At 41.4% G+C, this 26,530-nt stretch carries 24 protein-coding genes; 6 read left to right on the top strand and 18 right to left on the bottom strand.

Features of this window, described 5'->3' with window-relative positions:
• Positions 1–56 precede the first annotated feature (56 nt).
• The gene (locus tag MPH60_RS25750) at positions 57–2,090 is read right to left on the bottom strand and encodes a Na+/H+ antiporter (RefSeq protein ID WP_241594173.1); all 2,034 of its coding nucleotides are present in this window, start codon (positions 2,088–2,090) and stop codon (positions 57–59) included.
• Positions 2,091–2,358: 268 nt separating this feature from the next.
• Positions 2,359–3,249 carry a diacylglycerol/lipid kinase family protein gene (locus MPH60_RS25745; RefSeq protein WP_241594168.1) on the bottom strand — a complete coding sequence of 297 codons (891 nt, stop codon included), beginning with the start codon at positions 3,247–3,249 and terminating at the stop codon, positions 2,359–2,361.
• Between the two features lie 478 nt (positions 3,250–3,727).
• Here MPH60_RS25745 and yhfH (MPH60_RS25740) point away from each other — a divergent pair, with 478 nt between their 5' ends.
• From yhfH (MPH60_RS25740) to yhfH (MPH60_RS25720), 5 genes are read left to right on the top strand one after another with little or no spacing between them, the layout of a single operon-like run.
• Complete coding sequence (gene yhfH, locus MPH60_RS25740; RefSeq protein WP_137017534.1) at positions 3,728–3,862, top strand: protein YhfH; 135 nt, start codon at positions 3,728–3,730, stop codon at positions 3,860–3,862.
• 43 nt (positions 3,863–3,905) lie between these two features.
• The gene (gene yhfH, locus MPH60_RS25735; protein WP_241594166.1) at positions 3,906–4,043 is read left to right on the top strand and encodes a protein YhfH; all 138 of its coding nucleotides are present in this window, start codon (positions 3,906–3,908) and stop codon (positions 4,041–4,043) included.
• Positions 4,044–4,072: 29 nt separating this feature from the next.
• Positions 4,073–4,210 (top strand): protein YhfH, encoded by a 138-nt coding sequence (gene yhfH, locus MPH60_RS25730; RefSeq protein WP_082196596.1) that lies wholly within the window; start codon positions 4,073–4,075, stop codon positions 4,208–4,210.
• Between the two features lie 29 nt (positions 4,211–4,239).
• Positions 4,240–4,377 carry a protein YhfH gene (yhfH, locus tag MPH60_RS25725; protein ID WP_133352737.1) on the top strand — a complete coding sequence of 46 codons (138 nt, stop codon included), beginning with the start codon at positions 4,240–4,242 and terminating at the stop codon, positions 4,375–4,377.
• 28 nt (positions 4,378–4,405) lie between these two features.
• Positions 4,406–4,546 carry a protein YhfH gene (yhfH, locus tag MPH60_RS25720; RefSeq protein WP_072274044.1) on the top strand — a complete coding sequence of 47 codons (141 nt, stop codon included), beginning with the start codon at positions 4,406–4,408 and terminating at the stop codon, positions 4,544–4,546.
• A 127-nt stretch (positions 4,547–4,673) separates the two neighbouring features.
• Here yhfH (MPH60_RS25720) and MPH60_RS25715 read toward each other — a convergent pair whose 3' ends face one another.
• From MPH60_RS25715 to MPH60_RS25640, 16 genes are all read right to left on the bottom strand, one after another.
• Positions 4,674–6,308: a PucR family transcriptional regulator gene (locus tag MPH60_RS25715; protein ID WP_241594164.1), complete on the bottom strand. Its 1,635-nt coding sequence runs from the start codon at positions 6,306–6,308 to the stop codon at positions 4,674–4,676.
• A 157-nt stretch (positions 6,309–6,465) separates the two neighbouring features.
• Positions 6,466–6,684, bottom strand: coding sequence for a hypothetical protein (locus tag MPH60_RS25710; RefSeq protein WP_034304894.1), 219 nt, complete (start codon positions 6,682–6,684; stop codon positions 6,466–6,468).
• A 16-nt stretch (positions 6,685–6,700) separates the two neighbouring features.
• Positions 6,701–8,185 carry an NCS1 family transporter gene (locus tag MPH60_RS25705; protein ID WP_241594161.1) on the bottom strand — a complete coding sequence of 495 codons (1,485 nt, stop codon included), beginning with the start codon at positions 8,183–8,185 and terminating at the stop codon, positions 6,701–6,703.
• A 42-nt stretch (positions 8,186–8,227) separates the two neighbouring features.
• A complete protein-coding gene (gene hydA, locus MPH60_RS25700; protein ID WP_241594159.1) occupies positions 8,228–9,646 on the bottom strand; it encodes a dihydropyrimidinase in 1,419 nt (472 codons plus the stop codon).
• 14 nt (positions 9,647–9,660) lie between these two features.
• Positions 9,661–10,947 (bottom strand): NAD-dependent dihydropyrimidine dehydrogenase subunit PreA, encoded by a 1,287-nt coding sequence (preA, locus tag MPH60_RS25695; protein ID WP_241594157.1) that lies wholly within the window; start codon positions 10,945–10,947, stop codon positions 9,661–9,663.
• Between the two features lie 26 nt (positions 10,948–10,973).
• Complete coding sequence (locus tag MPH60_RS25690; RefSeq protein WP_405390647.1) at positions 10,974–12,332, bottom strand: NAD(P)-dependent oxidoreductase; 1,359 nt, start codon at positions 12,330–12,332, stop codon at positions 10,974–10,976.
• 699 nt (positions 12,333–13,031) lie between these two features.
• Positions 13,032–14,297, bottom strand: coding sequence for a GTPase HflX (gene hflX, locus MPH60_RS25685; RefSeq protein ID WP_241594154.1), 1,266 nt, complete (start codon positions 14,295–14,297; stop codon positions 13,032–13,034).
• Positions 14,298–14,567: 270 nt separating this feature from the next.
• Entirely contained in the window at positions 14,568–16,691 is a 2,124-nt protein-coding gene (locus MPH60_RS25680; RefSeq protein ID WP_241594152.1) for a heavy metal translocating P-type ATPase, read from the bottom strand.
• Positions 16,684–17,055, bottom strand: a complete 372-nt coding sequence (locus tag MPH60_RS25675) for an ArsR/SmtB family transcription factor (RefSeq protein ID WP_241594151.1) — start codon at positions 17,053–17,055, stop codon at positions 16,684–16,686. The genes MPH60_RS25680 and MPH60_RS25675 overlap by 8 nt, the downstream gene beginning before the upstream one ends.
• Positions 17,056–17,528: 473 nt before the next feature.
• Positions 17,529–17,729 carry a cold-shock protein gene (locus MPH60_RS25670; protein WP_034304915.1) on the bottom strand — a complete coding sequence of 67 codons (201 nt, stop codon included), beginning with the start codon at positions 17,727–17,729 and terminating at the stop codon, positions 17,529–17,531.
• Between the two features lie 319 nt (positions 17,730–18,048).
• Positions 18,049–19,743 (bottom strand): methyl-accepting chemotaxis protein, encoded by a 1,695-nt coding sequence (locus MPH60_RS25665; RefSeq protein ID WP_241594147.1) that lies wholly within the window; start codon positions 19,741–19,743, stop codon positions 18,049–18,051.
• Between the two features lie 13 nt (positions 19,744–19,756).
• On the bottom strand, positions 19,757–20,926 hold the full coding sequence (locus MPH60_RS25660; RefSeq protein WP_241594145.1) for an ATP-grasp domain-containing protein: 1,170 nt from the start codon (positions 20,924–20,926) through the stop codon (positions 19,757–19,759).
• Positions 20,927–21,157: 231 nt separating this feature from the next.
• Positions 21,158–21,658 (bottom strand): VanZ family protein, encoded by a 501-nt coding sequence (locus MPH60_RS25655; protein ID WP_241594143.1) that lies wholly within the window; start codon positions 21,656–21,658, stop codon positions 21,158–21,160.
• Positions 21,655–22,518, bottom strand: a complete 864-nt coding sequence (locus MPH60_RS25650; RefSeq protein ID WP_241594141.1) for a M15 family metallopeptidase — start codon at positions 22,516–22,518, stop codon at positions 21,655–21,657. Before MPH60_RS25650 ends, MPH60_RS25655 begins: the two co-directional genes overlap by 4 nt.
• 83 nt (positions 22,519–22,601) lie before the next feature.
• Positions 22,602–23,690: a HAMP domain-containing sensor histidine kinase gene (locus MPH60_RS25645; protein ID WP_241594139.1), complete on the bottom strand. Its 1,089-nt coding sequence runs from the start codon at positions 23,688–23,690 to the stop codon at positions 22,602–22,604.
• Positions 23,683–24,381, bottom strand: a complete 699-nt coding sequence (locus MPH60_RS25640; protein WP_241594137.1) for a response regulator transcription factor — start codon at positions 24,379–24,381, stop codon at positions 23,683–23,685. The genes MPH60_RS25645 and MPH60_RS25640 overlap by 8 nt, the downstream gene beginning before the upstream one ends.
• A 381-nt stretch (positions 24,382–24,762) precedes the next feature.
• Between MPH60_RS25640 and MPH60_RS25635 the strand changes: the two genes are divergently transcribed.
• Positions 24,763–26,508: an ABC transporter ATP-binding protein gene (locus tag MPH60_RS25635; protein WP_405390409.1), complete on the top strand. Its 1,746-nt coding sequence runs from the start codon at positions 24,763–24,765 to the stop codon at positions 26,506–26,508.
• The last annotated feature ends 22 nt before the right edge of the window (positions 26,509–26,530 follow it).

Genomic DNA, 26,530 nt, shown 5'->3' with positions numbered 1-26,530 from the left:
CCTTCACAAACCGGAAGGAGCACTGCCCAATATATCGGCAGTGCTCCTTCTGTTAATCAGTGTGTATTTTCATTGATTGTCAGTGCTTCCCGTAAATTGATTTGCTGGCGGAGTATGTTGGCAACATCACGGGAGATTTGTCGTTTTTCAAACATATCCTGCACTTCGTCCCGTTCTGCCTGGATCGCTTTATAGAACAGCTCTCTTTCATATTCGACCATTTTACTCGGGGTACGGCCTCTATTTTCACGTTTGCATTTTAAAATCAACACTTTATACTCGTCTATGATCATCGAGGATGTCTTATGATTATCAGACGTAATCCCGGCTTGTATCTCTTGGATGGCAGCTTTATACATCCTGATTTTAAGATCCCTGACCTTTTCCAATCTCTCAAGATTGATTTTTCTTATTTCACTTTTATTAGGGAAAAATAATTTTAAAACCCTTAGCATACTTCTTCTGAAAAGCGTTACTGACCTGAAAAAACGGAACTTCAGTCGATTTGTTACGGCGCCTTCCATACGCTGGATGTATTCCTTGCATATATACGCCGTTTCCCGGTCCACTTTTTCATCCTTAATAAGTTTATCCAGGAATCTTTGCTCTGCTTCAAGGGCCTTGAAGCGAAGATCCTTCTCTTCTTCCCTTAATGCAGCCGGTTCTTTCTCCTGTTCTACATAGGACAGTTCATTGATCTTGGTACAGTATCTGGAAATGATCGATAAAGCCGCTTCCCGGTTTTCATCTGTCATTTGGGACTCAATCACCCGAATAGCGGCTTGATGTGAGTGAATGGCAGCAGCTTTCGTTTTGTCAGCCTGCTTGTCCACCACTTCCTCTTCTTCTGACCGTGCCACGATTGGCAGAAATACACTCGCAACAATCAGTGTCAGCAATATGACACCCGCAGCAATGAAAATGATCAACGAACGCTCAGGAAATGGACTTCCATCTGCCAACACATATGGAATCGAGAACGAACCCGCTAACGTTACAGCTCCTCGAACACCGGAAATGGTAATGATTCCAGCAGCTTTGAAGTCTGGTTTTTGGGCTCCCGCTTTTTTCGTCATCCAGCCAATCGACCAAGCAGCCGTAAGCCAAATGAATCGTAAAGCGAAGAGGAAGAGTGTAATGATCACGATATAAAGAATCACTTGCCCATTATTGAATGCTGGATCTTGAAAAATAGTTTTCGCAACGCTTGGGATTTGCAAGCCAAGCAAAACGAATACAAGACCATTCAATACATATAAAATGACGGACCATGTACTCTTTGAAACGACTTGAAGTTCTACAGTTGGTGATATTTCCCGATCCCGTTCAATGGCATGGACAATTCCCCCAGCCACGACCGCCAAAATCCCAGAAAGGTGGAAATGTTCCACAGCGAGGAAAATAATAAAAGGAGTTAGGATTTGAATCAGCATATGCATCGTGACATCTTCCATCCCTAAGCGGCGAAGAAATACACGAAGCCTGATAATGATGAAAGCTAGTATCGCTCCACCTACAAACCCACCAATTGCAATCCATATGAAACTGAAGGTTGCGTCGACTAAGGAGAAAACACCGGTGACTGTAGCTGCAACGGCAAACTTAAAGGCAACTAAACCTGAGGCATCATTCATTAGCCCTTCGCCTTCGAGAAGGTGCATGATGCTCTTCGGTAACTTGACCCGACTCGCCAAAGCGCTTACGGCCACTACATCCGTAGGTGACAAAATGGCTGCTAAAGCGAACGCTGCCGGCAATGGTATCGAAGGGATCATCCAATTAATTAAATACCCGCCTGCCCAAACCGTTATGAATACCAGGCCTAGTGCAAGCATCAGAATGGGTGCTCTCAACTTCCAAAGTGCTGTTCGTGGTACATTTTTGCCATCATTGAATAATAGGGGTGCAATGAATAATAGCAAAAATAATTCCGTCTCCATCTCAACATGCATACCCAGGGGTAAAAGTGCCAATATGACACCCAGTGCTATTTGTATTAATGGTACAGGTATAAAGGGTATAAAATGGTTAATTACATTAGACACTCCAATCAATATAAGAAGTGCTAATATAACAAGAAAAAACTCCATACAAACATCAAACTTCCTCTCTCATCTATAATCATAACTATAAGCGTAACATATTTATACCCAGTCATTCATGCATTAACTATTCTAACCTTGAATCCTCCTGAATAATGATACCTTTTATAAAAGCGAAGGAGCTTACGTTGTGCACGATGAACATCACAAATCAACTCCAGCAATAAACCTTGGGTAACCGCATAGAAAAAAGCTGATTGGCTAACCCATAATCAGCTTTACCACATGATGAATGACAATGAACCCACATAACAAGTTATTTAGTTCCCGGGACAAAGAGACGAAGATGTTTGTGCAGTACATTTGCCTGGAAAGGAAGAAGAATGCCTTCATCTCCATCGATATTGACTGCAAGTTCCTCTGATGTAGTTAAATGGAGCTTGGAAGTTTTAATATATTCAACTTCGTCATTCCCCATGATCTCCCCCCTAATCAAACTGGGAATGATCTTGACGATGAGAGGAAGAGATAAATCCTTAATGATGAATGTGTGCAGCTTTCCATCATTCACTTCCGCCTCTGGTGCTAGTTGTTCGAAACCGCCGACAGAGTTAGTCATTGTTGCAATTAGTAAATGAGCCTCGCCCATCCACTTTCCCTGATCATGTTCAACCGTTAAAGGAAACGGAGTCTTTTTAATGATCGCTTTTGCTCCTTCAATGAAATATGCAAAAGACCCAAGACGGGTTTTTTGTTCAACGGTAACATTATAGGTGGCCTCGGCGATTGCCCCTACTGCCAATACATTCATGAAGTAACGGTCATTGATCTTCCCTATGTCCGATTCCTTAATATGCATATCCTTCAATATCTCGATGGCAGCATTGGGATTCAGTGGTATTCCCAAAGATCTAGCGAAATCATTGATGGTTCCTAGAGGAACGATTCCAAAAGTAGGCCGATGCTGCTGCTCGCCCAAACCATTCACTATCTCGTTCACCGTTCCATCCCCACCCATGGAAATGACAGCATCGAACCTTTCTGCACAGGCCTCCTTAGCAAAACCCGTAGCATCCCCTTCTCCTTCCGTTTTACGAACGCATACCTCATCAAAAATTTCACCAAGTGCCTTTTCCGCTTTCGGTAAAATCTTCCCTGCCTTTTCCTTGCCTGAAGATGGATTGACGATAATCATTGCTTTAGACATATGCTCCCCCCATTATTTGTACTTCTACTAGCAAGTTACCTCTTTACTGATGTATTAAAACCACACAGACAGGAACTTACACATAATCGCTGCCGCTTGAATTTTGCTGACATTTTAGAACAAGCTCTTACATGTTACATCGACTGTGAAACAGGCTTTCATTGATCACTGATCTTCCTGTTTCTCATCTGTTACATTAATGCCTATCACAACTAGCTGAAAATTGTCTGTCCGTATCGCTCCCTCTTTGTTTTTTCGTTTTATAAAAGCGTTATTTCTTCCATTTCCTACTTGCCGTGAAGAAAAATTCAAAAATAAACAGATGAGGATTCCCTTACCTATAAGGTTTTTAGACAATCAGTGAAAAAAATTTCAAATTTTCTGTAAAATACCTATACATTTTCCAAATTCGGGTATATACTGTATTATAACAACAAGCAAACAACAAAAACTGTACTATAAAGAGGGGGAGCGAGACATGCAAGCAAATCAATCAGATTTACTCATAATCGATTCATTTAAACATTGCCCGGAATGTGGTGAAACACATGTGGACCACTCAGATTCCTATCTGATGGAATGCGATCGCTGCCTTTCCAAACGTGAAGAATAAAGCGATCGGAAAATATATCTACCATTAAAAGGAGGAAATCATCATGCAAATGAAAAAATCCATTGAGTTTTTTAACAATATCCCTGCAAAACATTGCCCTGAGTGCGGTGAACATATTACTGAGCATGCTGAATCCTACTTAATGGAATGTGATCGCTGCCTTTCCAAACGCGAAGACTGATTAAACCAAATCAAAAAGGAGGAACCATCATGCAAACGATAAATCCACTGGAATTCTTCAGGACACTGCCGCCTAAACAATGTACGGAATGCGGCACCCATATCACTGAACAAGCTGAATCTTACCTAATGGAATGTGACCACTGCCTTTCCAAACGTGAAGACTGATTAAACCATATCAAAAAGGAGGAGTCATCATGCAAACCAAAAACCCTTTGGAATTCTTCAGGACACTGCCGCCTAAACAATGTACGGAGTGCGGAACCCATATCATTGAACAAGCTGAATCTTACCTAATGGAATGTGATCACTGCCTTTCCAAACACGAAGACTGATTAAACCAAATCATAAGGAGGAGTCATCATGCAAACTAAAAACCCTTTGGAATTCTTCAGGACATTGCCGCCTAAACAATGTACGGAATGCGGCACCCATATCATTGAACAAGCTGAATCCTACCTCTTGGAATGTGACCGCTGCCTTTCCAAAAAAGATGAATATTAATAAAAGATGCTGACATCAAGAAGCTATATAGGCCATTTTGATGTCAGCATTAACCTTGTCATCTGCCTCCCTTTCCTTGCATTCAAAAAAGGATGTCCCCTGGACACCCTTCAGTCTTACTTATTTTTTATCTTCCAATATATTTGTCTACATATTTCCCTCTGATCTTCCTGCTGCTGTATTGTAAGAAGTCCAATGCAAAAATCATGAATTCAAGGCCCAGACGCTTATCTGAACGCATAAAATCAGAACCTAGCAGTTTCTCCAATTTTTCAAGCCTATGATATAACGTTTGCCGGACAATGAATAGCTGTTTCGACGTTTCCTGTTTAGAACCGTTACAAGCTAGGTAGGTCTTTAAGGTAGGCATTAACTCACCATTGTTTTGCTTGTCATATTCAATGACAGGACCTAAATATTCGTACACCGTTTCCTCTAGATTACCATGCTTATTTAAGAGCGAAATCATGCGATGCATATGTAAGTCCTGATAAAAGATGCTCCTGCTATCCTCTGGCAACGTATCCTGAAGCAGCAAAGTTTCACGGGCCGTTTCATAACTTTTATAAATCTCACTTAATCTTTGAACATGCTTTCCAAAACCAATGGAAAGCAGACCCATACGATTACGCCCGCTTACATCCATTTTCATGATTCGATCCACCGCACTTGTAACCCTTGATTTCCAATCTTCAGATGGACGGCTATCACCCAAAATAAAAACAAGATGCTGATGCACTTCCATGGAAAATATCTGAAAGCCGTACTGTTCAAAAATTGTTCTAAACATTATCTTAAAATAGGTTCCATCTAACTTTGTGGAACCTTTATCATACTTTGGGTGTTGTTTGCATATGCAAACGATTCCGCCATCCATCTGCATTTTCGGATCAATATAGGATAGCCTCTCCCGGATTGCTTCATCACTATATTCACCTTCAATCCAATTTGTAAGCCATTTACTTTCTTCCGACATCTTCTTTTCTTCTATATAGATCTCCCTTAATAGATGCTGAGCCAATGCTGTAGCCGTTCGATCCAAGATCAGTGAATCAAAATCAGTCAACTCCCTGCCGTTGCTGCAAATGAGCAGTTCTGCATAATTTTCACCTAGCACTTGAATCGGCTGTCCAAGAACGGTTTTATCCATTTTCCGCTTCTCTTCGTATATGTCCGCCATCATTTGATAGGTCGTTTTTTTCTTTATTTTTGGAATGCTGGCTATATCATTTTCATTAAAGATAAGAATAACCTGTACATTTAAATAGCTGTGGAGAAATTTTAGAATTGGTTCATAATGGTCAATTTCGAGGAGATTTTTATTTAACTGCTGGGAGTAGTTTTCTAAGTTGGAGATCATCTGATATTGTTTATTGATGATAAGGGAATGTATATCCTGCGTGATTTCTACGAAAGGGACTTCTTCATGAAATAGGATGATAGGGAATTGCCGTTCATTTGCGAGATCAATGGCACATTGCGGCACTGCCGTGGTGTTGGCGCCAATCTCTATACAGAGTCCAGCTGCATTGCATTCCATTAACTGTCTTAAGTAGGATAGAAATGTGTCATCGCAGTCTTTCCACCCTAAACCGGTAGTCAGTATCAGTTCGTTTCCATTTAACAAATGGCTGATTTGGGTGACTTCCATGCAGTGGACCCACTTCACTTGACGCTTTATCCCACTGCTACCTGCAATTATATCCGTCAGATTAAAATGCTTGCGTGTTAGAATTTCCTCGATTGTAATCGATGTATTCATCCAGCCACATCCTTTTATAAAACTGCTTTAAAATCTATTATAAACGGACAACCCTTAAATCTCCAGACACTTGTCAGAAAATCTAACGTCAAAATTCTACAAAAAACTCGAACAAAAAGGACCCATTCGTGAGGAATAGGCCCGGTCCATAACTATTTCAATTCAATTTTTTTTTGAAAAGCAATGTAGAGAAGTATTTCCTTCCTTCCGGGGTTTTGATGTTCAATTGCTTCCATTCCTGCTTCGTTCCTTCAATCAGTTCAAAATCGAGAAAGGCTCCACTTAAACTTTCGGAAACCCGGGTGATTCGATATCCTCTTTCAAGTAAAAAATCGATTTGTTCCCTTTCTAAGCGATACTCTTGATATTCGGACATTTCCATTCCCCCTTTTTCAAACGTTTTCCTTGCCGGTCGAAGCCGTAAAAACCATCTCTTCCTCCAGTTCCGGACCTTTCCTAATTATCCAATCCCTGCCAACGGAAATGCCTAAATATTTCTCATCGCTCGGATCAATGATTTCAGCTTGTTCATATCGCTTGAACCACCAATACTTAGCTAATATAAAATAACTGGCACCGCCGAGAAGAAAGCCAATAATAAACGAATAATTTGAAAAAATCGTTGCACCGATTCCTCCAATCACCCAAGAAATGATTCCTGCCCAATTCACTCCATTCAAGTATTTATACTGGCCTTCACTTTCATAGAGTTCTTGTACATTCACTCTCCGTTTACGAAGGAAATAGTAATCCGCTACCAGGATGCCGACAATGGATGCCAGGATTCCGCCTATTATTAATAAAACTTCTATGATGATGCCGAACAGGCTCCATGGCTGAACTACTATCCCAATCACCCCCGCTACAACGACTCCCGCCCAAAATGGCATTTTAGGACCCATGACATTGGAGAAAATGGTAGCTGCGGGAATGACATTGGCCGTAGTATTCGTCGACCATTGAGCGAATACGATCATGATCAAAAGGACGCCGAGGGCAATTCCACTTGCTGATCCCTGTATGGCAACTACAGGATCATAATTGGAAACAGCCATATAAGAAACCGCTCCGATAATCACCATGAACGTCTGAGTGATGGGATAGGTGATAATATTCCCAATTATTTGCCCCTTATTGCGCTTGAACCAATTTTTTTCATTTTTTGGTGCCTTTATATATCGGGAAAGCGTGGGCATATCTGCAGTCAGCGTGCCCCAAAATCCCATATTTGCCATAATGACGACCATGAATGCCGTTGCAGCGGCCCCGCCAGTGACCGGACTTTCAATCCAGGACCATACATCTCTTCCTTGGGCTACAGCCTGATCGGATAGGGTGAAATACATCCAGCCGGAAATTAAAATGATGACGGGCGCCGCCAAGTCGGCGAATCGTTCTATCGACTTTATTCCCATTGCCGTGTTGACTAATTGTAAAACGGCAAAAATGAGGAAGCAGATAAACCAATTATCAAACTCAAAAAGAGTTGTGAAGATAGCGTTCATTGCAGTGGCTCCAAAGTAAGTATTTAGCCCGAACCAGCATGAGGCTACAAAACCGCGTACAACCGAAGGGATGTGGGTGCCTATCGTACCGAACGGCGCCCTCATATAAACTGGGAATGATATTCCATGTTCAACACCAATATCCCCTGTCATTGTCATCAAAAAGCCGAGAACCACACAGGCAATGACCGTTGCAAGAACGACCCAGCCTAAGGATAAACTTTGGACACCGTTCCCACCGATTGCGAAGGCAGCCAATACTACAGCCATGCCCACCCAAATGAAACCAAATCCGGCTGCACTTATGTTTTTCTCACTATGAGGTATAGGCAGCAAATCGGGAGACTTTAAATAATCTTTCTTCTCACCCATAGAAAATCCCCCTAATTTAATTTGCAAGATTCCTTACCGAAGTTAGACTGGAAGCTTTTTCCCTGTATCCGGCTTCAGCGCCGCATTATATTTTGCCCGTTTCAGGAATTGCCCTTTTCCAGCTTCGCCCACAAATTGTTTGTCTTTAATGACGAATTGACCTCTCGATAAAACGGACACCGGTTCACCTGTAATTTCCATACCTTCAAACGCATTATAATCTACAGCCATGTGATGGGTTTCTGCAGAAATGGCCCTTTCAACTTTCGGGTCAAAAATGACAATATCAGCATCCGAACCTACTGCTATCGTCCCTTTCTTCGGGAATAATCCAAATAGCTTGGCGGCACGCGTAGATGTCATGTCGACGAATTGATTCAAGGTAATACGCTCTTTCATGACCCCTTCAGAAAAGAGGATACTCATGCGATCCTCAATCGTTGGCCCGCCGTTCGGTATTTTCGTGAAATCTTCACGTCCAAGTTCCTTCTGTCCCTTAAAATCAAAAGAGCATTGATCGGAGCCGATCGTTTGCAGCTGGCCCATTTTCAAAGCATTCCATAGTACTTCCTGGTTTTTCTTCTCTCTTAACGGCGGGGACCATACATATTTAGATCCCTCGAAATGGGGCTTTTCAAGATAAGACTGGTCAAGAACCAGATATTGCGGACAAGTCTCCCCCCAAATATCCACCCCTTTATTTCTTGCCTCGGTGATCTTTTCAACCGCATCTTCACAGGTGACATGAACGACATAGAGCTGGCCATTTGCCATTTCCGTCAGTTTGGCGGCCCGTCCAGTCGCTTCCCCTTCAAGCTCCGGCGGCCTTGTTAATGCATGGTAAATTGGATCCGTGTTCCCTTCAGCCAGCGCCTGCTTCGTAAGATAATCGATGACATCGCCATTTTCAGCATGAACCATGACAAGTGCGCCAAGTTCCTTTGCTTGCAACAGTGTGCGGTATAGCGTGGCATCATCAGCTTGAAAAACATTCTTGTAAGCCATGAACACTTTAAAGGAAGAAATCCCTTCATTATCGATGATACTTGGCAACTCAGCCAATACATCATCATTAATCTCACTGATCATTAAATGAAAACCATAATCTATGGCCGCTTTTTCATTGGCCTTTTCATGCCATGTTTCTATCGCTTTCTTTAACGGCACCCCTTTTTCGGTCAGACAAAAGTCGATGATCGTTGTCGTGCCTCCATATGCAGCAGCAATCGTACCCGTTTCATAATCATCCTTCGTCGTTGTCCCTCCAAACGGCATGTCGAGATGGGTATGCGGATCAATGCCCCCCGGAAAAATATAAGCGCCTTTTGCATCAATGATTTCAGCCCCGTCAGCCGGCAGGTCCTTGCCAATCATTGCAATCTTCTCATTTTCAATCAATATATCCGCTTGATACGTATCTGCAGCCGTTGCAATCGTTCCATTTTTAATGATTTTCTTCATATTAGACCCCTCCATCATTTTACGAAATCAACTCTTTCACTGCTTATGCCCCCAAGGAACGATTGGCGTTCATTCCACGTCATTGGCGGTAATTCATTTGTCAATTCGATCATATCGATTGCCCCATCGGCCGGACAGACGATCGAGCATAGATTACAGCCTACGCAATCTTCTTCGCGCACTCTCAAAAAGGAGCTGCCTGACGTGTCCTTTAACATATCTATACATTGATGAGAAGTATCTTCACACGCAATATGGCATTTATTGCAGTTAATGCACACATCATTATTAATGCGCGCAACGACCTTATAATTAAGATCTAAATTCCCCCAGTCGGAATAGCGCGGTACGGACTTACCGACAATTTCCATCACGGAGGATATCCCTTTTTCATCAAGGTAATTGGAAAGTCCATCAATCAAGTCTTCTACTATTCTAAAACCGTGATGCATGGCAGCCGTACAAATTTGAACTCCAGTCGAACCCATCAATAAAAATTCCACCGTATCCTGCCAATTTGAAATGCCGCCTATTCCGGAAATGGGAACATTGATCTTATTATTCCTTGCACACTCTGCCACCATATTCAAAGCGATCGGCTTCACGGCGGGACCACAATACCCTCCGTGAGCCCCCTTGCCGCCTACATGGGGAATCGTATTCCATGAATGGATATCCACTCCTGCCAAGCTGTTGATCGTATTGATCATGCTTATTGCATCCGCACCGCCGCGCACCGCCGCTTCAGCCGTAACCGTAATGTCGGTTATATTCGGTGTAAGCTTGACGATGACGGGTTTGGATGCAGCTTCCTTCGCCCAGTATGTTTGCTTTTCCACAAGTTCGGGAACCTGTCCCGAAGCAGCTCCCATCCCACGCTCTGCCATACCGTGCGGGCAGCCAAAGTTCAATTCATAACCATCGACCCCTACATCTTCTATACGCTTGATGATTTCATGCCACTTTCCCTGTTGTGGCTCCACCATCACCGATGCAATGATTGCATGATCCGGGAATCTCTTCTTCGTTTCATATATTTCTTTCAGATTCACTTCAAGAGGACGATCCGTAATCAATTCTATATTGTTGAACCCGGCCACTCTCTGTCCATTAAAGCTGACCGCTGCAAAACGTGATGAAACATTCAGGATGGGATCGCCCAATGTTTTCCAAACAGCTCCACCCCAGCCAGCTTCAAATGCGCGCTGGACTTGATAACCCGAATTAGTAGGTGGTGCTGAAGCAAGCCAAAAAGGATTGGGAGATTTAATACCTGCAAGATCAATTGATAAATCAGCCATGATAAGCCTCCTATTTTTCATAGTTATTAAGCAATATCCTCCGCTTCGCAATTCAAAATCGAGTCAATTTCATAGGCTGTCTTTTTCCCTTGCTGGGCAGCTGAAACAACCATTGCCTCACCTTGGCCTTTTCCGAAGATCACGTCACCGCATGCAAAGATCTTATCATGCGATGTCTTATAGGAATCACCCTCCAATGTAACGACACCATCATCATGTTTAATGCCGAACTGTTCAATCAATCCTATATACCTGGATTGGCCTATAGCACGAATGACCCCATCGACCGGAATGACGAACTCCGATCCGGAAATTGGGACTGGACGGCGCCGCCCATCTTCCCCTGCCTCGCTAAGCACCATCTTCACGCACTCGATGCCCGTAACCTGACCGCTTTCATCCGAGAGGATCCTGGAGGGGGCAGTCAGCCAGTGAAACCCGACACCTTCTTGTTTGGCAAACTCATATTCAAAATCATAGGCTGTCATTTCCTTTTGGGTACGACGATAAATAATGCTCACCTGTTCAGCGCCCAGACGTACAGAACAGGTCGCGGCATCGATCGCCGTGTTTCCAGCTCCTATTACCGCCATCTTCTTCCCAATGAATTTATCCGTGATAGCCCCTGTTTTCGTTGCTTTCACGAAATCGATTGCATCATAAACTTCAGCCAAATCCTCCCCTTCAATTCCAAGCTTAGGAACATCGGACATGCCGATCGCTAAAATGACCGCATCATAGTCGGCAGTCAGCTGATTTGCGGAAATATGCACTCCGACCCGTGTATTCGTTTTAATATCTACATCCAAACTCTTTACTTGTTCAACTTCCCAATAAGAAATGCTCTGAGGCAAACGGAATGATACAATCCCATAAGTATTTAATCCGCCTGGATTCTTTTCAGCTTCGAAAATGGTTACACTGTAGCCAAGCAAGGCTAACTCCCTTGCTGCAGACAAACCCGCCGGACCGCTTCCTACAATGGCAACTTTTTTGCCATTCTTCTTCCCGGCCTTGAATAGGGCTTGTTTATTTTGGATGGCCCAATCTGTGGAATAACGCTGGAGATTGCCAATCATGATTGGCTTTGTAGAATGGTTCAGGACACATGCTCCCTCACATAACTCTTCAGTCGGACATACCCGCGCACAGCTGGCACCGACAGGATTGGCCGTCATGATCGTCTTGGCCGACCCTTTAAAATTACCTGAAGCTATCTTCTTAATAAAACCTGGAATATCTATTCCGGTCGGACAGGCTTGGATACATGGGGCATCATAGCAGTATAAACATCGATTCGATTCTTCCAAAGCTTCCCTTGGAGATAAACCCCTCTCCGCTTCCTGAAAGTTAATCTCTAGACCACCTTTTAACGGGCTCGTCATACTCATCCACTATTTCTCCTTCCAAACATTTATTTTTGAAAAATAAAAAGGGAGGAATTGCATGCATTTCTCTCTACTGTCCTCATATTTAAACGATTGAAAGCATTGCCAACATGTTTTCCGTCCATTTATTCAACTAACAGTCATGGCGATTTCCCAGCCAAAATTCTCTCGTTTTGTTTATTTCTCTCACTGGTCACGCCTCGATCCCTGCTTCCTTCTAACACGAAAAGCCCCCCCTACTAATCTTAAAAACTCAAAACCTGATTATAAATCAGAGAATTGAGTATTCTTTATTTTATAATGTTGAAAAGCAAGTTACATTATACAAAGTGTAAAGCATTTCCAGATGCTAGATATGCAATATGTAATATTCATGTTATATTTCCTAACAATATGTGATAAACATCGTCATTTTTCTACATTCAAAATTACTTTTCAACATACTTACTGATATTATTTGAATGATTTGTTCCAAAACCTACTTATCAACACTTTGTCCACATAAAAAAAAAGCCCAGAAACTCAATTCAAGGTTTCCTGGGCCTTTTCGCTTTTATCCACAACTTATTCACATATTGTATGCCAGTAACCTCTTTGTTTTTGCGGAATAGAAGCATTTCAATAAAAGTTATCCACATCCAGAAAACAACTTTTCCACTTATCAACAAACCGTGAACAACTTATCAACAGGCAGGCTCATTCCGGATGAATAACGTATCGTTTATATTTCTCATAATCCGTTTTCTTGCACTCAAGCTTAATTAGATATCCGTTTGCCTCATATTCCGTTTCCGTTATGTGACCATTTTCATTGAAATAGGAAACCAGCTGCCCTTGATCATACGGAATCAGCATTTCACAGTGAGTATAGTCAACAAAAATATGCTTGCGAATTTGATCGATCAATTCCTCGATGCCGACTTTGTTTTTTGCAGACATATATACAGAGTCACGATTCACCTTAGGGATTTCCAAATCAGTAAGGTCCGCTTTGTTATAGGCAAAAATCGTCGGAATCCCTTTAATGCCTATCTCATTTAAAGTTTTATCCGTTATCTCTATTTGCTGCTCATGATTTGGATTGGAAAAATCGACAACATGGATCAACAAATCCGCTTCTACCACTTCTTCTAGTGTTGATCGGAATGCTTTCACGAGATGATGGGGCAATTTAGACACAAATCCCACCGTATCAGTCAATAAAAATTCCTTATTATCCGGCAGCGGAATGTTTCGGACGGATGTTTCAAGCGTAGCGAACAGCATATCCTTCTCAAACACCTGCTTCTCTGCTGTTGGATGGAACATCTCGATCAAAGCATTCATGATCGAGGATTTACCTGCATTGGTATAACCCACCAAGGATACGACAGGGATGGCATTCTTTTTCCGCTGTTTCCTCTGCGTTTGCCGGTGTGCAACAAGGTCTTCCAGTTCCTTATTCAATACACTTATATTTTCCTCGATCCTCCTGCGGTCAAGCTCTAACTGCTTTTCACCTGCACCTTTGTTTGTACCGACCCCGCCACTCTGACGCCCTAATGATTCCCTCAAACCTACAAGACGCGGGAGCATATACTGCAGCTTCGCCACTTCTACCTGAAGCTGTGCTTCCTTCGTTTTCGCCCGATGCGCGAAGATGTCCAGAATCAAGATTGTCCGGTCAATCACCTTGCAATCCATGTCCCTCTCCAGATTACGAAGTTGCGAAGGGGAGAGCTGATCATTAAAAATGACGACATTGGCTTCTTTATACTCTACGAGATTTTTTACCTCCTCGATCTTCCCGGTACCGATAAAATGTGATGAGTTCACCCGATGTAAATTTTGTGTGATGGTCCCTGCAACCTCCACCTCGCATGCTTCCGTTAAATTGGCCAATTCCTCCATAGAATACTCAAAATCCTTTGAACCGTTGAGATTAACTCCAACCAAGATTGCCCTTTGCTGTAATTCCATCATTTCAAATCCCTTCCGTACATACCTTACTCCCTATATTATATTAAACAAACCTATCATGCTGCCTGAAGCCAGCCACATTGTAGCATACCAGACATCGCTTGCATAACGATTGCTGCCAAAGCAAAGTGTTTCCATTGAACCTCCTTTTACTTTCAACAAAAAACTAAGAGGACCGATACTTTTTTCAAAGTTTCACATGAAACATTTGGAAAGCTCATAAAGAAAAGCTCCCTGGTGCACCTTAAGATGCACCAGGGAGCCCATATTATTCTATTCTTTTATTCTCAATAACCTAAGACTGTTCAAGGTAACTAATAACGTCGCACCCATATCGGCAAAAATCGCCATCCAAAGTGTTAACCAGCCCGGTGCTATCAATAATAAGGCCAGGATTTTAATCACCAATGAAAACGTGATGTTCTGCTTTATGATTTTTAATGTTTTGCGGCTTAAGCGGATTGTATAAGGCAGCTTCGATAAGTCATCACCCATTAAGGCAATATCGGCAGTTTCAAGGGCCGTATCCGTGCCCGCCCCGCCCATTGCGATTCCTACCGTGGCAGCTGCCAAGGCCGGAGCATCATTGACACCATCGCCCACCATGGCCACTCGATCATATTTTTGTTTCCATCGTTTGATGATGGTCAATTTATCCTGCGGCAATAGCTCCGCCTCAATCTCATGAACGCCGGCTGCCGCTCCAATTGCTTTTGCTGTTCCAATATTATCGCCAGTCAGCATGATCGTTTTTTCAATGCCCAATTCATGCAGTTTCCGAATCGCTTCCTTACTGCTTTCCCTTATTTCATCTGACACTGCGATCAGTGCCAGGAGCTTCACTTGATCACCAAGCATCATCACCGTTTTCCCTGTATTTTGAAAGCCGCTGATTAATTTAAGCACATCCTCAGAGAAAACTATACCTGGCTCTTCTTCAAAAAGATGGGGCTTACCAATGTAATAGATTTCTTGATTGATTTTCCCTTTTATGCCTTTACCGGTGATCGCAGTAAAATCCTCTACCAATAAAGATTGATAGTCCACATCGTGGTTTTCCGCCTTTTGAAGAATGGCCTTGGCAAGGGGGTGCTGTGATCTGCTTTCTAAAGCAGCAGCGATAGCCAGCACGTCCTGTTCATTCAACACATCAGATAACACCTTGAAATCAGTCACTTCAGGTACGCCCTTTGTTAAAGTACCCGTTTTGTCAAACGCGATCGCCTTTAAGGCCCCTGCTTCCTCCAAATGGACCCCGCCTTTAATCAGCACACCATGTTTCGCAGCATTTCCGATAGCTGTCACGATGGCGATGGGCGTAGAAATGACCAAAGCACAAGGACAGCCGACAACCAGTACAGCCAATCCCCGGTAAATCCATTCACTCCAATCCCCGTTCATCACAATCGGGGGTAATACGGCAATGGCCAAGGCAATGAGCATGATGGCCGGCGTATAGAATTTTGCGAATTTATCCACGAAGGCTTGGGAAGGGGCCTTTTCGGCCTGTGCTTCTTCAACAAGGTGGATGATTTTTGCAATCGTCGTATCCTCGACCCGCTTCGTGACCTCCACTTCGAGCAGCCCTTCACCATTTAAGGTTCCGGCAAACACTTCACCCTCAACCGTTTTAAAAACCGGCTCGGATTCCCCAGTAATGGCTGCTTGATTAAGTGTCGAGGCCCCTTTCATGATCCGGCCATCCATTGCAAGCTTTTGACCCGGTTTAACGATCATGATGTCGCCCACTTCAATCTCATCAACAGCAACCATCATTTCGTGATGCCCTCTCAGGATCAAGGCTTCTTTAGGCGCGATGTTCATTAATGATTCGATGGAATTACGGGCTTTATCCATCGAATATTTTTCCAATGCTTCACTTATCGCAAATAGAATGACGACGGTAGCGCCCTCGCCCCATTCACCAAGCACTGCCGCTCCGATGATGGCAACCGTCATAAGGGTATGCATATCAAAGCGAAGCCTTACAAGGTTTTTCAATCCATTGACAAATAATGAATATCCTCCAACTATGATTGCAGCTGCATAACCGATTACCGGCATGATGCTTCCATCAGCATATCGATTATCCAATATCCAGCTGACCAGCAATAGGATAACCGAAAACACCACTTTAATATTTTCTTTTTGCTTCCAAAATGGTTCCTTTTGCGTTACCTGTTCCTGTTCACCGCGGATCTTCAGGTTATCAAAGGATCCCGCCTTTTCAATCTCTTCAATGGTCGCGCTGCCCTGTACCGAAATCTTCGACGCCCCAAAGTTGATTTTGGCGTCATTCACACCCTCTAGTTCACGGACATTATTCTCAAATTTAGCCGCACAATTCGTGCAGGATAGACCCTGGATACGATATGTTTTCATTGGGGAATCAGCCATCGGCCCTTACCTCCTGCTGATGTTCTAACGCAATGAGAATCAATTGCTTTATATGGTGATCATCCAAAGAATAAAAAGCCAACTTTCCTTCTTTTCGGTATTTTACGATTGCGTGTTTGTAAAGGGTCCGAAGATGATGTGACGTTGTTGCCATCGAAGCACCAATGATATTGGCCAGATCGCACACACACAATTCCTCGTCCGTACAGAGCGCATAAGCTATCTTCGCCCTATTTTCATCGCCTATAACTTTAAACAGCTTCGACATGCTGGATATATCCACCTGGCTCATTTCCTCTTGAATGCGATTAACCTTCAGTTCATCATGCAGGTGGACATCACATATATCTTTCAGTTCCGCCATCTTCTCACACCCCTCATTCAAATCTTCGTTTGATTATAATATAACACAATTTCCTGAATATTCAAATCCATATTTGAATGTATTGGATCTTTTCCCCTTCCTCCAAGTTAGTGAAAGTGTCCTATATGTCTTTATATGTGGTCCATCGTTTTTTTGTTTCAGTCCCCTGGAAATTTGCTGAGATGTTCTCTTTCCTATCTTCAGGCGAAAAAAAGAAGGGACATAAATTCCTTTACGTCCCTTCAATCCAATGATTTCAGTAATTACCTATGGATGCCTTGAAAAGTATAATATATTTAATTTAGTATTTTTTAGAAAAACTATGATATACTTAGTCAAACCTTTTTAAGCGTTTTACTTTACTTGTACCATTTACCCTGCTTATCGTTGAGCAGGGTTTTTTGTTATGTATTTTCACAAAACAAAAAAAGACAGACCCTATAACAAGGATCCGTCTTTTTTTGTTTGTGAAATTATGCTTTTTGAACGTTAGAAGCTTGAGGTCCGCGTTGTCCTTGTTCTACTTCAAAAGTAACTTCTTGACCTTCGTCTAAAGATTTGAAACCTTCGCTTTGGATAGCTGAGAAATGTACGAATACGTCGTCTCCGTTTTCGCGTTCGATGAATCCAAAACCTTTTTCTGCGTTAAACCATTTTACTTTACCTTGTTCCATTGTTGTTGCCTCCTAGTGCATCTAAGCACAATGTATTACTATCCTTGCTCTAAGTCATCATCGAAAACGAAAAGTAGTACTTTTAGTATCCTTAGTACCGAACAAAAATAATTAAGACTAAGCATAACATTAAATGGTAGCGATTGCAAATGGTTTGGATAAACTTTTTTCCAGCAATTTTTAATACTCTCTCAATTCGATGAAAAAATTAGCAGTAACGAAAGTGATTCTATCTATTACACATGACCTCTTACTTGCATTCATCCACACAAAAACCTCCCGTTATAACGAAAGGTTTTTTGTTGTTTACATCAAATATTTATTTTTCGGTAATGAACTTCTCTACCATTTCTTCTAAAATCGCCGATTCATTTGCTAAATCTTGATTTTGTTCCTTCAATCCAGTCATTATTGTACTTTGTTGAATGGCAGCTGCCGAGATTTGCTCCGTTGTTGCGACTCCTTCTTCTGATATCGCCGCAATTTCCTGAATGGATGCCAGGCTTTCATCCGAAGACTCATTGATTTTTTTCGAATGGGCGGCTAATTGTTCCGTGCCTTTCAGCAATTTCTCTACGGAATCAAATATCTTATTGAAAATCTCGCCATTGTTTTCCACTAAGGAAACACCATTTAATATATCCTGAAAACTCTCATCATTATTTTGAATGACTTTGGCTGTTTGTTCATTAATCCGCATAATGGATTCTGAAATGATATCGATGGATTCATCTGTTTGCACAGCCAATTTTTGCACCTCTTGAGCGACTACGGCAAACCCTCTGCCCGCGTCCCCCGCCCGTGCCGCTTCAATGGAAGCATTCAGGGATAGCAGGTTCGTTTGAGAAGCAATCACCCTTATTAAACCAATCACTTCATTTATCTTCACTACATCCTCTTCCAGGCTCACCAAATTGGCTTTGGTCGCTTGGCCGTTTTCCATGATTTTATCCATCTGGCTCGTTACATCTTGCACTTGCTTACTTCCTTGTTCAGCAAGTGTATTCGTATGCGTCGTAAATTCATTCATTTCATTCGTTTGCTCGTTCATCAAACGGATTATATCCGATAAGTCACTGATCATGTTGGAAATTCGGTCAATATGATGGGCACGTTCTTCCGAAGCTTTTGCTTCTTCCGTTGTCCCCGTCACGATCTGGCCATAGGATTCCACCATCTCTTCAAAGGATCGCTGAATGGACACTGTCGTTTGATTCATCGTTTGGGCATGTTCACGGACATTCTGGATAATATGCGCCAAACTTAATCTCATATCTTCGAATCCATTTGACAGATCGCCAATCTCATCCTGTCTGCCAACGGGAATCGATTTACTTAAGTCCCCTTTTGCCATTTCATTCGTGTATCCAACAAGTTCATTGACGGGTCCCGAAATCTTTTTCCCGATGACAACGGCGCATAACACACCTAATATAATGGCACTTGCCAGAAATAAGATATTATAAAATATCATTGTGCTTTTCAATTCATCAATGAATTTTGCATCCATATCGATTCCGACAATCGCATCCGTTCCTTCGATTGGCGTAAAGTATGACTTGTGTGTACCCCACTTATCTTTATATATTTCACTTAATACATCTTCTTTTCCATTTATCGATTTTGCCTGTTCCGGCGTGAAGGGGGATTCCACCATGTAGTCCTCGCTGCCGTTCAAGGCTACAATCATGTCGGAATCGTTCTCCCGCATCAAAACATAAACATATTCGATTCCCTTTTTATCTTTAACAAAGGCATCCAACTCCCGCTTAATCTCTTCTCCCCGTACCGAAGCCTTGTTTATCAACGTGGGATTGAGGCTGGCTGCCAAACTATGGGCATTTTCGGAAAGACGATCATCGAATTGCGGAAGGACATTCTCATTGATCATTTTATTTGTAATATAGGAAAAGCAAAGGCCCATGGCCCCTGCGAAAAGTACGAAAGGAATAATATAAAACAAGAATAGTTTTGCCAATAGAGATTTTTTAGGATTCAGCTTTGAAAATCTCATTTCCATGCCCCCCTTAGTTGAAAACCAGGTGTTTTATAGTCAAATATGGTATTAAATCCAAATGAAGCAATTTGAGATTTTTATTCAAATCCTCACTTCTATAAAAGATGATGGCCATGCTCCGGTCATTTTGGAAAGGAAGCTGTCTATATTCCAAGACATGTTCGAATTCATGACAAAGTCCTTCATGATCAATACGTGCAACATCTTCCAGATTGATTTCCAGTGGCACCTCTGCAAAGAAAAAGCTATATATATGATCGTCCATCTCTTCCAATATCCGATTCCAATCCGGTTTCGTTCCTGAAAAATAGTGTTCATACATATTCATTCCATAGGCATGGTAACCTAGATCCGTTGTACCAGCCCCGGCAAAACGCAAGGGATTGATTTCGATGGGTATCACCCTGTCTCCTTTTTTGCGAATTTCAAAGTGTACCGGGTAATTCCTAAGGGGAAGGACCGTTTGGATATTCTTCATGAACTTCAGTGCATCATGATAGATTTCATTAATGGCCAACTTCGAAGTATAATAAATTCGATCGGAAGTATCGTAATCATCCTTGAATAGGCGCTTAAAGACATTCAAGATGACCGGTTCACCATCTTGATTGTAATAACCATCAATGGCATACTCTTCACCCTGAATCCACTCTTCTATTAAAACGGTCTGGGAACCGATCACCTCTGAATCATATAATCCATCCGAATGAAGTAAATCCGCTTTAAGCTGGTTCACGGCTATATCCCAATCCTGCTCATTCTTGACTTTGTGCACCCCTACACTTGAATAGCCAATATTGGGTTTGATAACTACCGGAAACGGTATTTGACTTTTATCCAGGTCACTTATCATGGATAAATCAATATCTTGGAAATAAAAATCAGGATATAAAGATTTCGTCAAATTTCGTACCTGACTCTTATCCTTCAATAACTTTGACCAAATGTATTCATTACTATTCGGTTGAAAATGACCTAATAATGTTATGCCATTTTCAGAGTTTGTAAGAATTCTTTTGTCCATATCCATGGACTTGAAAAATTCTGTATCCTTTTGAATGTTTAGCTTTTCTGATGTTAATCTGTCTCCCCATTGCCCTTGTTCCAGCACTGGAATTTGCTTTTCCTCTAACACCTTTAGAAGAATTGGCGACACAATGGACTCATTCAAAATAATCATTTTTTCCACCTAACTTATACTGTTTTTTGTATCTCCATATTTAATCGGTTAAAACCGGTAAGTTTTTAGCTTATATAGGTATTTATCATTAAAAATGCATGAAAAATCAAGATATCACTATATCTTTTTACCTATTTCAACTAAAGCTGAAAATTATTTGAGGACAAGTGAAAAGCCCGGATCTAGCCCCGGGCTCTCCTTTTTCCTATGCTCATGTTAAAGGAACTCCTTCTACAATAATACTTGATGGTTTTTCGATTTGATGCCGAACTTGAATAGGGCATACCCTAGCATTCCGCCAACCGTATTTAATAGAAGATCATCCACATCAAAGATGCCGATATTAAAGACGGCCTGAGAGACTTCGAAACAAAGACTTACTATAATGGAAATACAGCATACCCTCTTTAGGTTTATATACCCCTTTCCAATAACGAGGGGTAGAAAAATACCAAAAGGAATGAATAATGCGATGTTTCCTAGCAAATTGAATATATTGTGATATGTACTATTTTGGACAGCATTCACTATTTCATTAAGCGGTATGAAATTACCGATCAATAATAATCTATCCTTTATATTTGCTGGGTTTTTTAGATTACTTTGAAGCTGTTCCAGAAGAAAAGTTATATCAATATGGCCAAACTTAAATAAAATCACTTTGGTTAGCAAAAATATATAACTAGCAAACAAAGCTGGAATAATGATATCCTGTATTATTATTTTCTTCATTTCTCTTGCCCATCGGAAAAAGCAGTCACGATGACTCCACCCATATTATCTCCAGATACTTCATACGCGTTGGCCTGTATCTTAACCGTCCTTTTTGAGGATACAGGATAATAAGAGACTTCATATTCCACACCCGTTATGGTTCCCCTAATTTTCTTTTTCTCTTTTATATAAGTAAGGTATTCTTCCAAAGTAAAATTCTTTTTCTGCATGACTCTACTATGGGGGAGACCAACATAGCGGAAATGCCATGGCTCATATTCAATTCCTGTAATAGCCTTTTTATTTTCCGGATAACGTAAAATAAAACCGTACTTCGAAGCATTCTTTTGCAGCCACCTTCCTTCCGGGGCTTCATTCATACCTGATAATTCGGAGCCTATATCAAGTGATAACCCTAAGTTGTGCTCACTATAGCCAGCCGGTAAAGCAAATGCAGACCCCTTTTGTTGATAGAGCTGACTTTGCTCCTCTTCATTCCGATACCCGCTGCTAATCATGAAATGACGGACATTATCTTTTTCAGCCGCACGAACCATTTTCAAGAATTGCTCTGCCACACCCTGTGACAGGCGAATCCTTTCGTCCAACAGACCATATCCCTCTATTAGTTCTTTGTGTTGGAATAGATTAACCACATCAGATTTGATCCCTCCCCGATGTACAGGATGCTCCTTATTGACCAATAACAAATTCCCTTCGTAAACCTGATCCTTAGCTATTTCTAACGTTACACTCTCCTTCGGAACCCTTAGACCATGTCTCCCATCAATCATTTGAAAATCACCGTCAGATTTATATTCGGTTACTTCACGTGCAAACAGTAAAAATAAAACAAACAAAAAAACCCACTTCTTCATGAACAATCCTCCTTACCTTCTTTCTATAGGTTAGGAAAAATAGTTTAAAAAAATAGTGGGCAAATTATAAAATTTTTCTTAAATCACTGCGGTAATCGCACTTCAAATAGAGTCTGAATGGAATCGCTTTTAACGGATATCGTTCCATTATGCTGTTCGACAATATTTTTTACGATGAATAAACCGAGACCCGTGCTTCCATCTTTATGGGACCGCGCCTTATCATTTGTGTAGAACATATCAAAAACATAAGGCAGTTCACCCTCAGGTATGCACGTTCCATAGTTGATAACTTGCACCACAACCTCCCCTTTATCAGTGAAACCAAGGATATCCACGAACTGGCCATCGTTTCCATAACGTACGGCATTGGTCAATAAGTTTTCGAATACACGTGCCAATAGGTCGCCATCACCTGAAATATCTAAATGCGATGGAAGAGTCAATCTTGCACTCAAGTGGTTTTTTTCGAAGAGTGGATATAGTTCTTCACTTAATTGAATGAGCAATTCACTTAAGTTGAGGTTTTTTTTCTCTAATGGAAGCATGCCATAGTTCATTCTGGTTATTTCAAAAAGTTCCTCTATAAGTTTCTCTAAACGTTGGGATTTCGTATAAGCAATCTTCGTAAAATGCCTGATTCGTTCTGCAGGTAAATCTTCTTCTCGAAGGATAAAGTCCAAATATCCCAAAACGGAAGTTAGAGGTGTACGTAAATCATGGGCCAGGTTCAGAACCAATTGATCCTTACTGCTTTCTGCAAAATCGCCTCTTTCTACGGCTTCTTGTAATTTCTCACTTGCCCGGTTAATATCTTCCGCTATATCCTGGAACTCATCCTTTGATAAGATATCGACTCTGCTTTTAAAGTCACCATTTGCGAGATCATTGATTCCATTGGAAATCTTATTAAAGTATGTCGCATAAGGTTTTGTAAGAAAAAAGAAGAATAGTATCGAAAGTGGGATAAAAATGATTAAAAAGAAGTTTAGATCTCCATATATATTCATGATCAAACGCAAACGGAACAATGGATCCTCGACCTTTACATTCGCATGATAATAAAGTTGAAGGCCTTTATATATCAGGAAGGTAATGGTTCCGGCTATCAACATACTCAATGCAAGCAATACAATCATTTTAGCCCGGAAGCTTCGTAACATGTCAGCCATTGAATTTATATCCCACTCCCCAAACTGTCGTGATGAACTTGTTTTTATTTTTGTCCTCGCCAAGCTTTTTCCTTAGCGTACGAATATGAACCATGACAGTATTATTGCCCATTTCATAATACGCTTCGCCCCATACATTCTGAAAAATACTTTCCGCACTATATACTTTTTGGGAATGACCGGCTAAGAGAACCAATATGTCGAATTCCTTCGGAGTAAGCTCGATGACTTCATCATATAGTATCACTTTGCGCTGATCCGGATAAATGGTCAAGCCGCCGACTTCCAATATAGATTCGTTTTCGTTTGAGGGTTGATTCAACTGCATTGCCCGTCGCAACTGCGCATTCACGCGTGCGACCAATTCCATTGGGTTGAAAGGCTTGGTCATATAATCGTCCGCCCCCATCACCAATCCAGAGATTTTATCGAGATCGGAACTTTTTGCACTAAGAAAAATGATAGGCATTTGATATTTCTCTCTAATTTGACGGGTAACTTCATAGCCATTCAACTCTGGCATCATGATATCCAAAATGGCCAAATCTATCTTCTGATCGCTAATAACACGAATGGCCTCTTTCCCATCCGATACCTTAATATAGTTATACCCCTCTTTCTCCAAATGCAAAGCGACCAGGTCTGCAATTTCCACCTCATCATCAGCTATCAATATAGTAATCCGCTTCATCTGTATCTTACTCCCTTTTACATATTCCCATTACTATAATTGTACTCCATTCCATTCCGATTTTCCAAATGGCTACTGGTGACCCATCATAACTGATATGCCTTGCCATTAACCATGAATTTCATATCCCTTCACCTTCATCGTCCCCTGAAAACTTCAGGCCAATTTTTTTATTGTATCTTAATAAGAAAAAGCCACACACTATTGATCAGCTTTAACATTTCATCTTTTTAAAACTTTTTCATTCAGCAACAGTGACGGTAGTATTAAAGAAAAGGTTCACCAGAATTTTCGTGGAATAACTCAGAATAGTTCATATTCAATTCATAACTTCTTTATATACTTCTCTGTAATGAAAACCAAGAAAGGATGTATGTACATATGTCAGAAGCAAAAAATCAAAAAGGATGGCGCCAGTTCATTCGGTTGGTTCAACAAACGAAGCCTTCCAAACTGATGATAGGGCTTGCTTTAGCATTAAGCCTGGGTACAACAGGTGTAGGTTTAATGGTCCCTCTATTCACAAAAAATCTAATTAATGATTTTTCAATCCGTTCACTAAACACTGAACGGATCACACTTCTCGTTCTTGCCATCATCGTTCAAGCATTGGCCAGTGGATTTTCCATCTATTTATTAAATCGGATCGGTCAATCCGTCGTGGCCGGTATCCGCGATCAACTATGGAAAAAATTACTCATATTACCCGTGAGTTATTTTGATGAACATCCATCGGGAGAAACAGTCAGCCGAATGACAAATGATACAACTGTTGTGAAGGGATTAATCTCTGAACACCTCTCAAATTTCGTTACTGGAATCATTTCCATCGTAGGCTCCATGATCGTGTTATTCGTACTGGATTGGAAAATGACATTATTGATGTTCACTGCCATTCCACTCTCTGTTTTGATAGTAATGCCATTAGGGAAAAAAATGCATAAAATTTCAAAAGGGATGCAGGACGAGACAGCAAGCTTCACCGCAGTCCTTCAACAGGTGCTAACGGAAATACGCCTTGTAAAAGCTTCGAATGCAGAAGCTTTGGAATATCAAAATGGAAAAAAAGGCATCCATAAATTATTTCAATTCGGATTAAAAGAGGCAAAAATCCAAGCATTGATTGCGCCGCTTATGAGTTTTGTGATGATGGCATTACTCGTGCTGATTTTAGGTTATGGTGGAATGCGCGTTTCTTCAGGAGCCCTGACAGCTGGAGCTCTAGTTGCATTCATCATGTATCTTTTCCAAATAATCATGCCAATGGCTCAATTAGCCAGTTTCTTTACACAATTCCAAAAAGCAACGGGTGCAACAGAGCGCATCATTTCCATTCTGGATTCAGTGGAGGAAGAAGATGCGATGCAGCCCGTTCAAAATATAGGTCAATCAATCAGCGTGGAGAACCTGAACTATAGTTATAATAATGGAGAACAGGTACTTAAAGATATAAGCTTTAACGTTGAAGCCGGAAAGGTCACGGCAATTGTCGGCCCAAGCGGCAGCGGAAAAACGACCCTTTTTTCGTTATTCGAGCGTTTCTACAAACCACAGCAAGGGTCCATATCCATAGGCGGGAAAAACATAAATGATTTCACACTGCTTTCATGGAGAAGCCAGATTGGATATGTTTCACAAGAGAGCCCGATTGTATCAGGTACAATTCGAGATAATATTTGTTATGGCATCGAACGGGATATAACCGATGAAGAATTAAATGAAGTGGCTAAAATGGCGTATGCAGATCAGTTCATTTCTGATTTGCCGAACGGATATGATACAGCGGTTGGTGAAAGGGGCATGAAATTATCAGGCGGTCAAAGACAAAGGATCGCGATCGCTCGTGCGTTTTTAAGAAACCCTAGAATATTAATGCTTGATGAAGCTACCTCCAGCCTAGACAGCAAATCAGAAAAAGTGGTTCAACAGGCGTTAAATGATTTAATGAAAGGCCGAACAACAATAGTGATTGCCCACCGCCTATCGACCGTTATCGGTTCAGATCAAATCATCTTCCTTGAAAAAGGCAAAATAACAGGCAGCGGTACACATAAAGAGCTATATAATACGCACTCATTATATCGCGAATTTGCCGAACAGCAGTTACACAAACTTGAATTGGCCTAATTCACCGAAAGGATGGAAGAAG

The sequence above is a fragment of the Peribacillus sp. Aquil_B1 genome (assembly GCF_022603275.1).
GTDB lineage: Bacteria > Bacillota > Bacilli > Bacillales > DSM-1321 > Peribacillus.
Note: the sequence above shows the minus strand (reverse complement) of the source record. Positions and strands in the feature narration are given on the sequence as shown.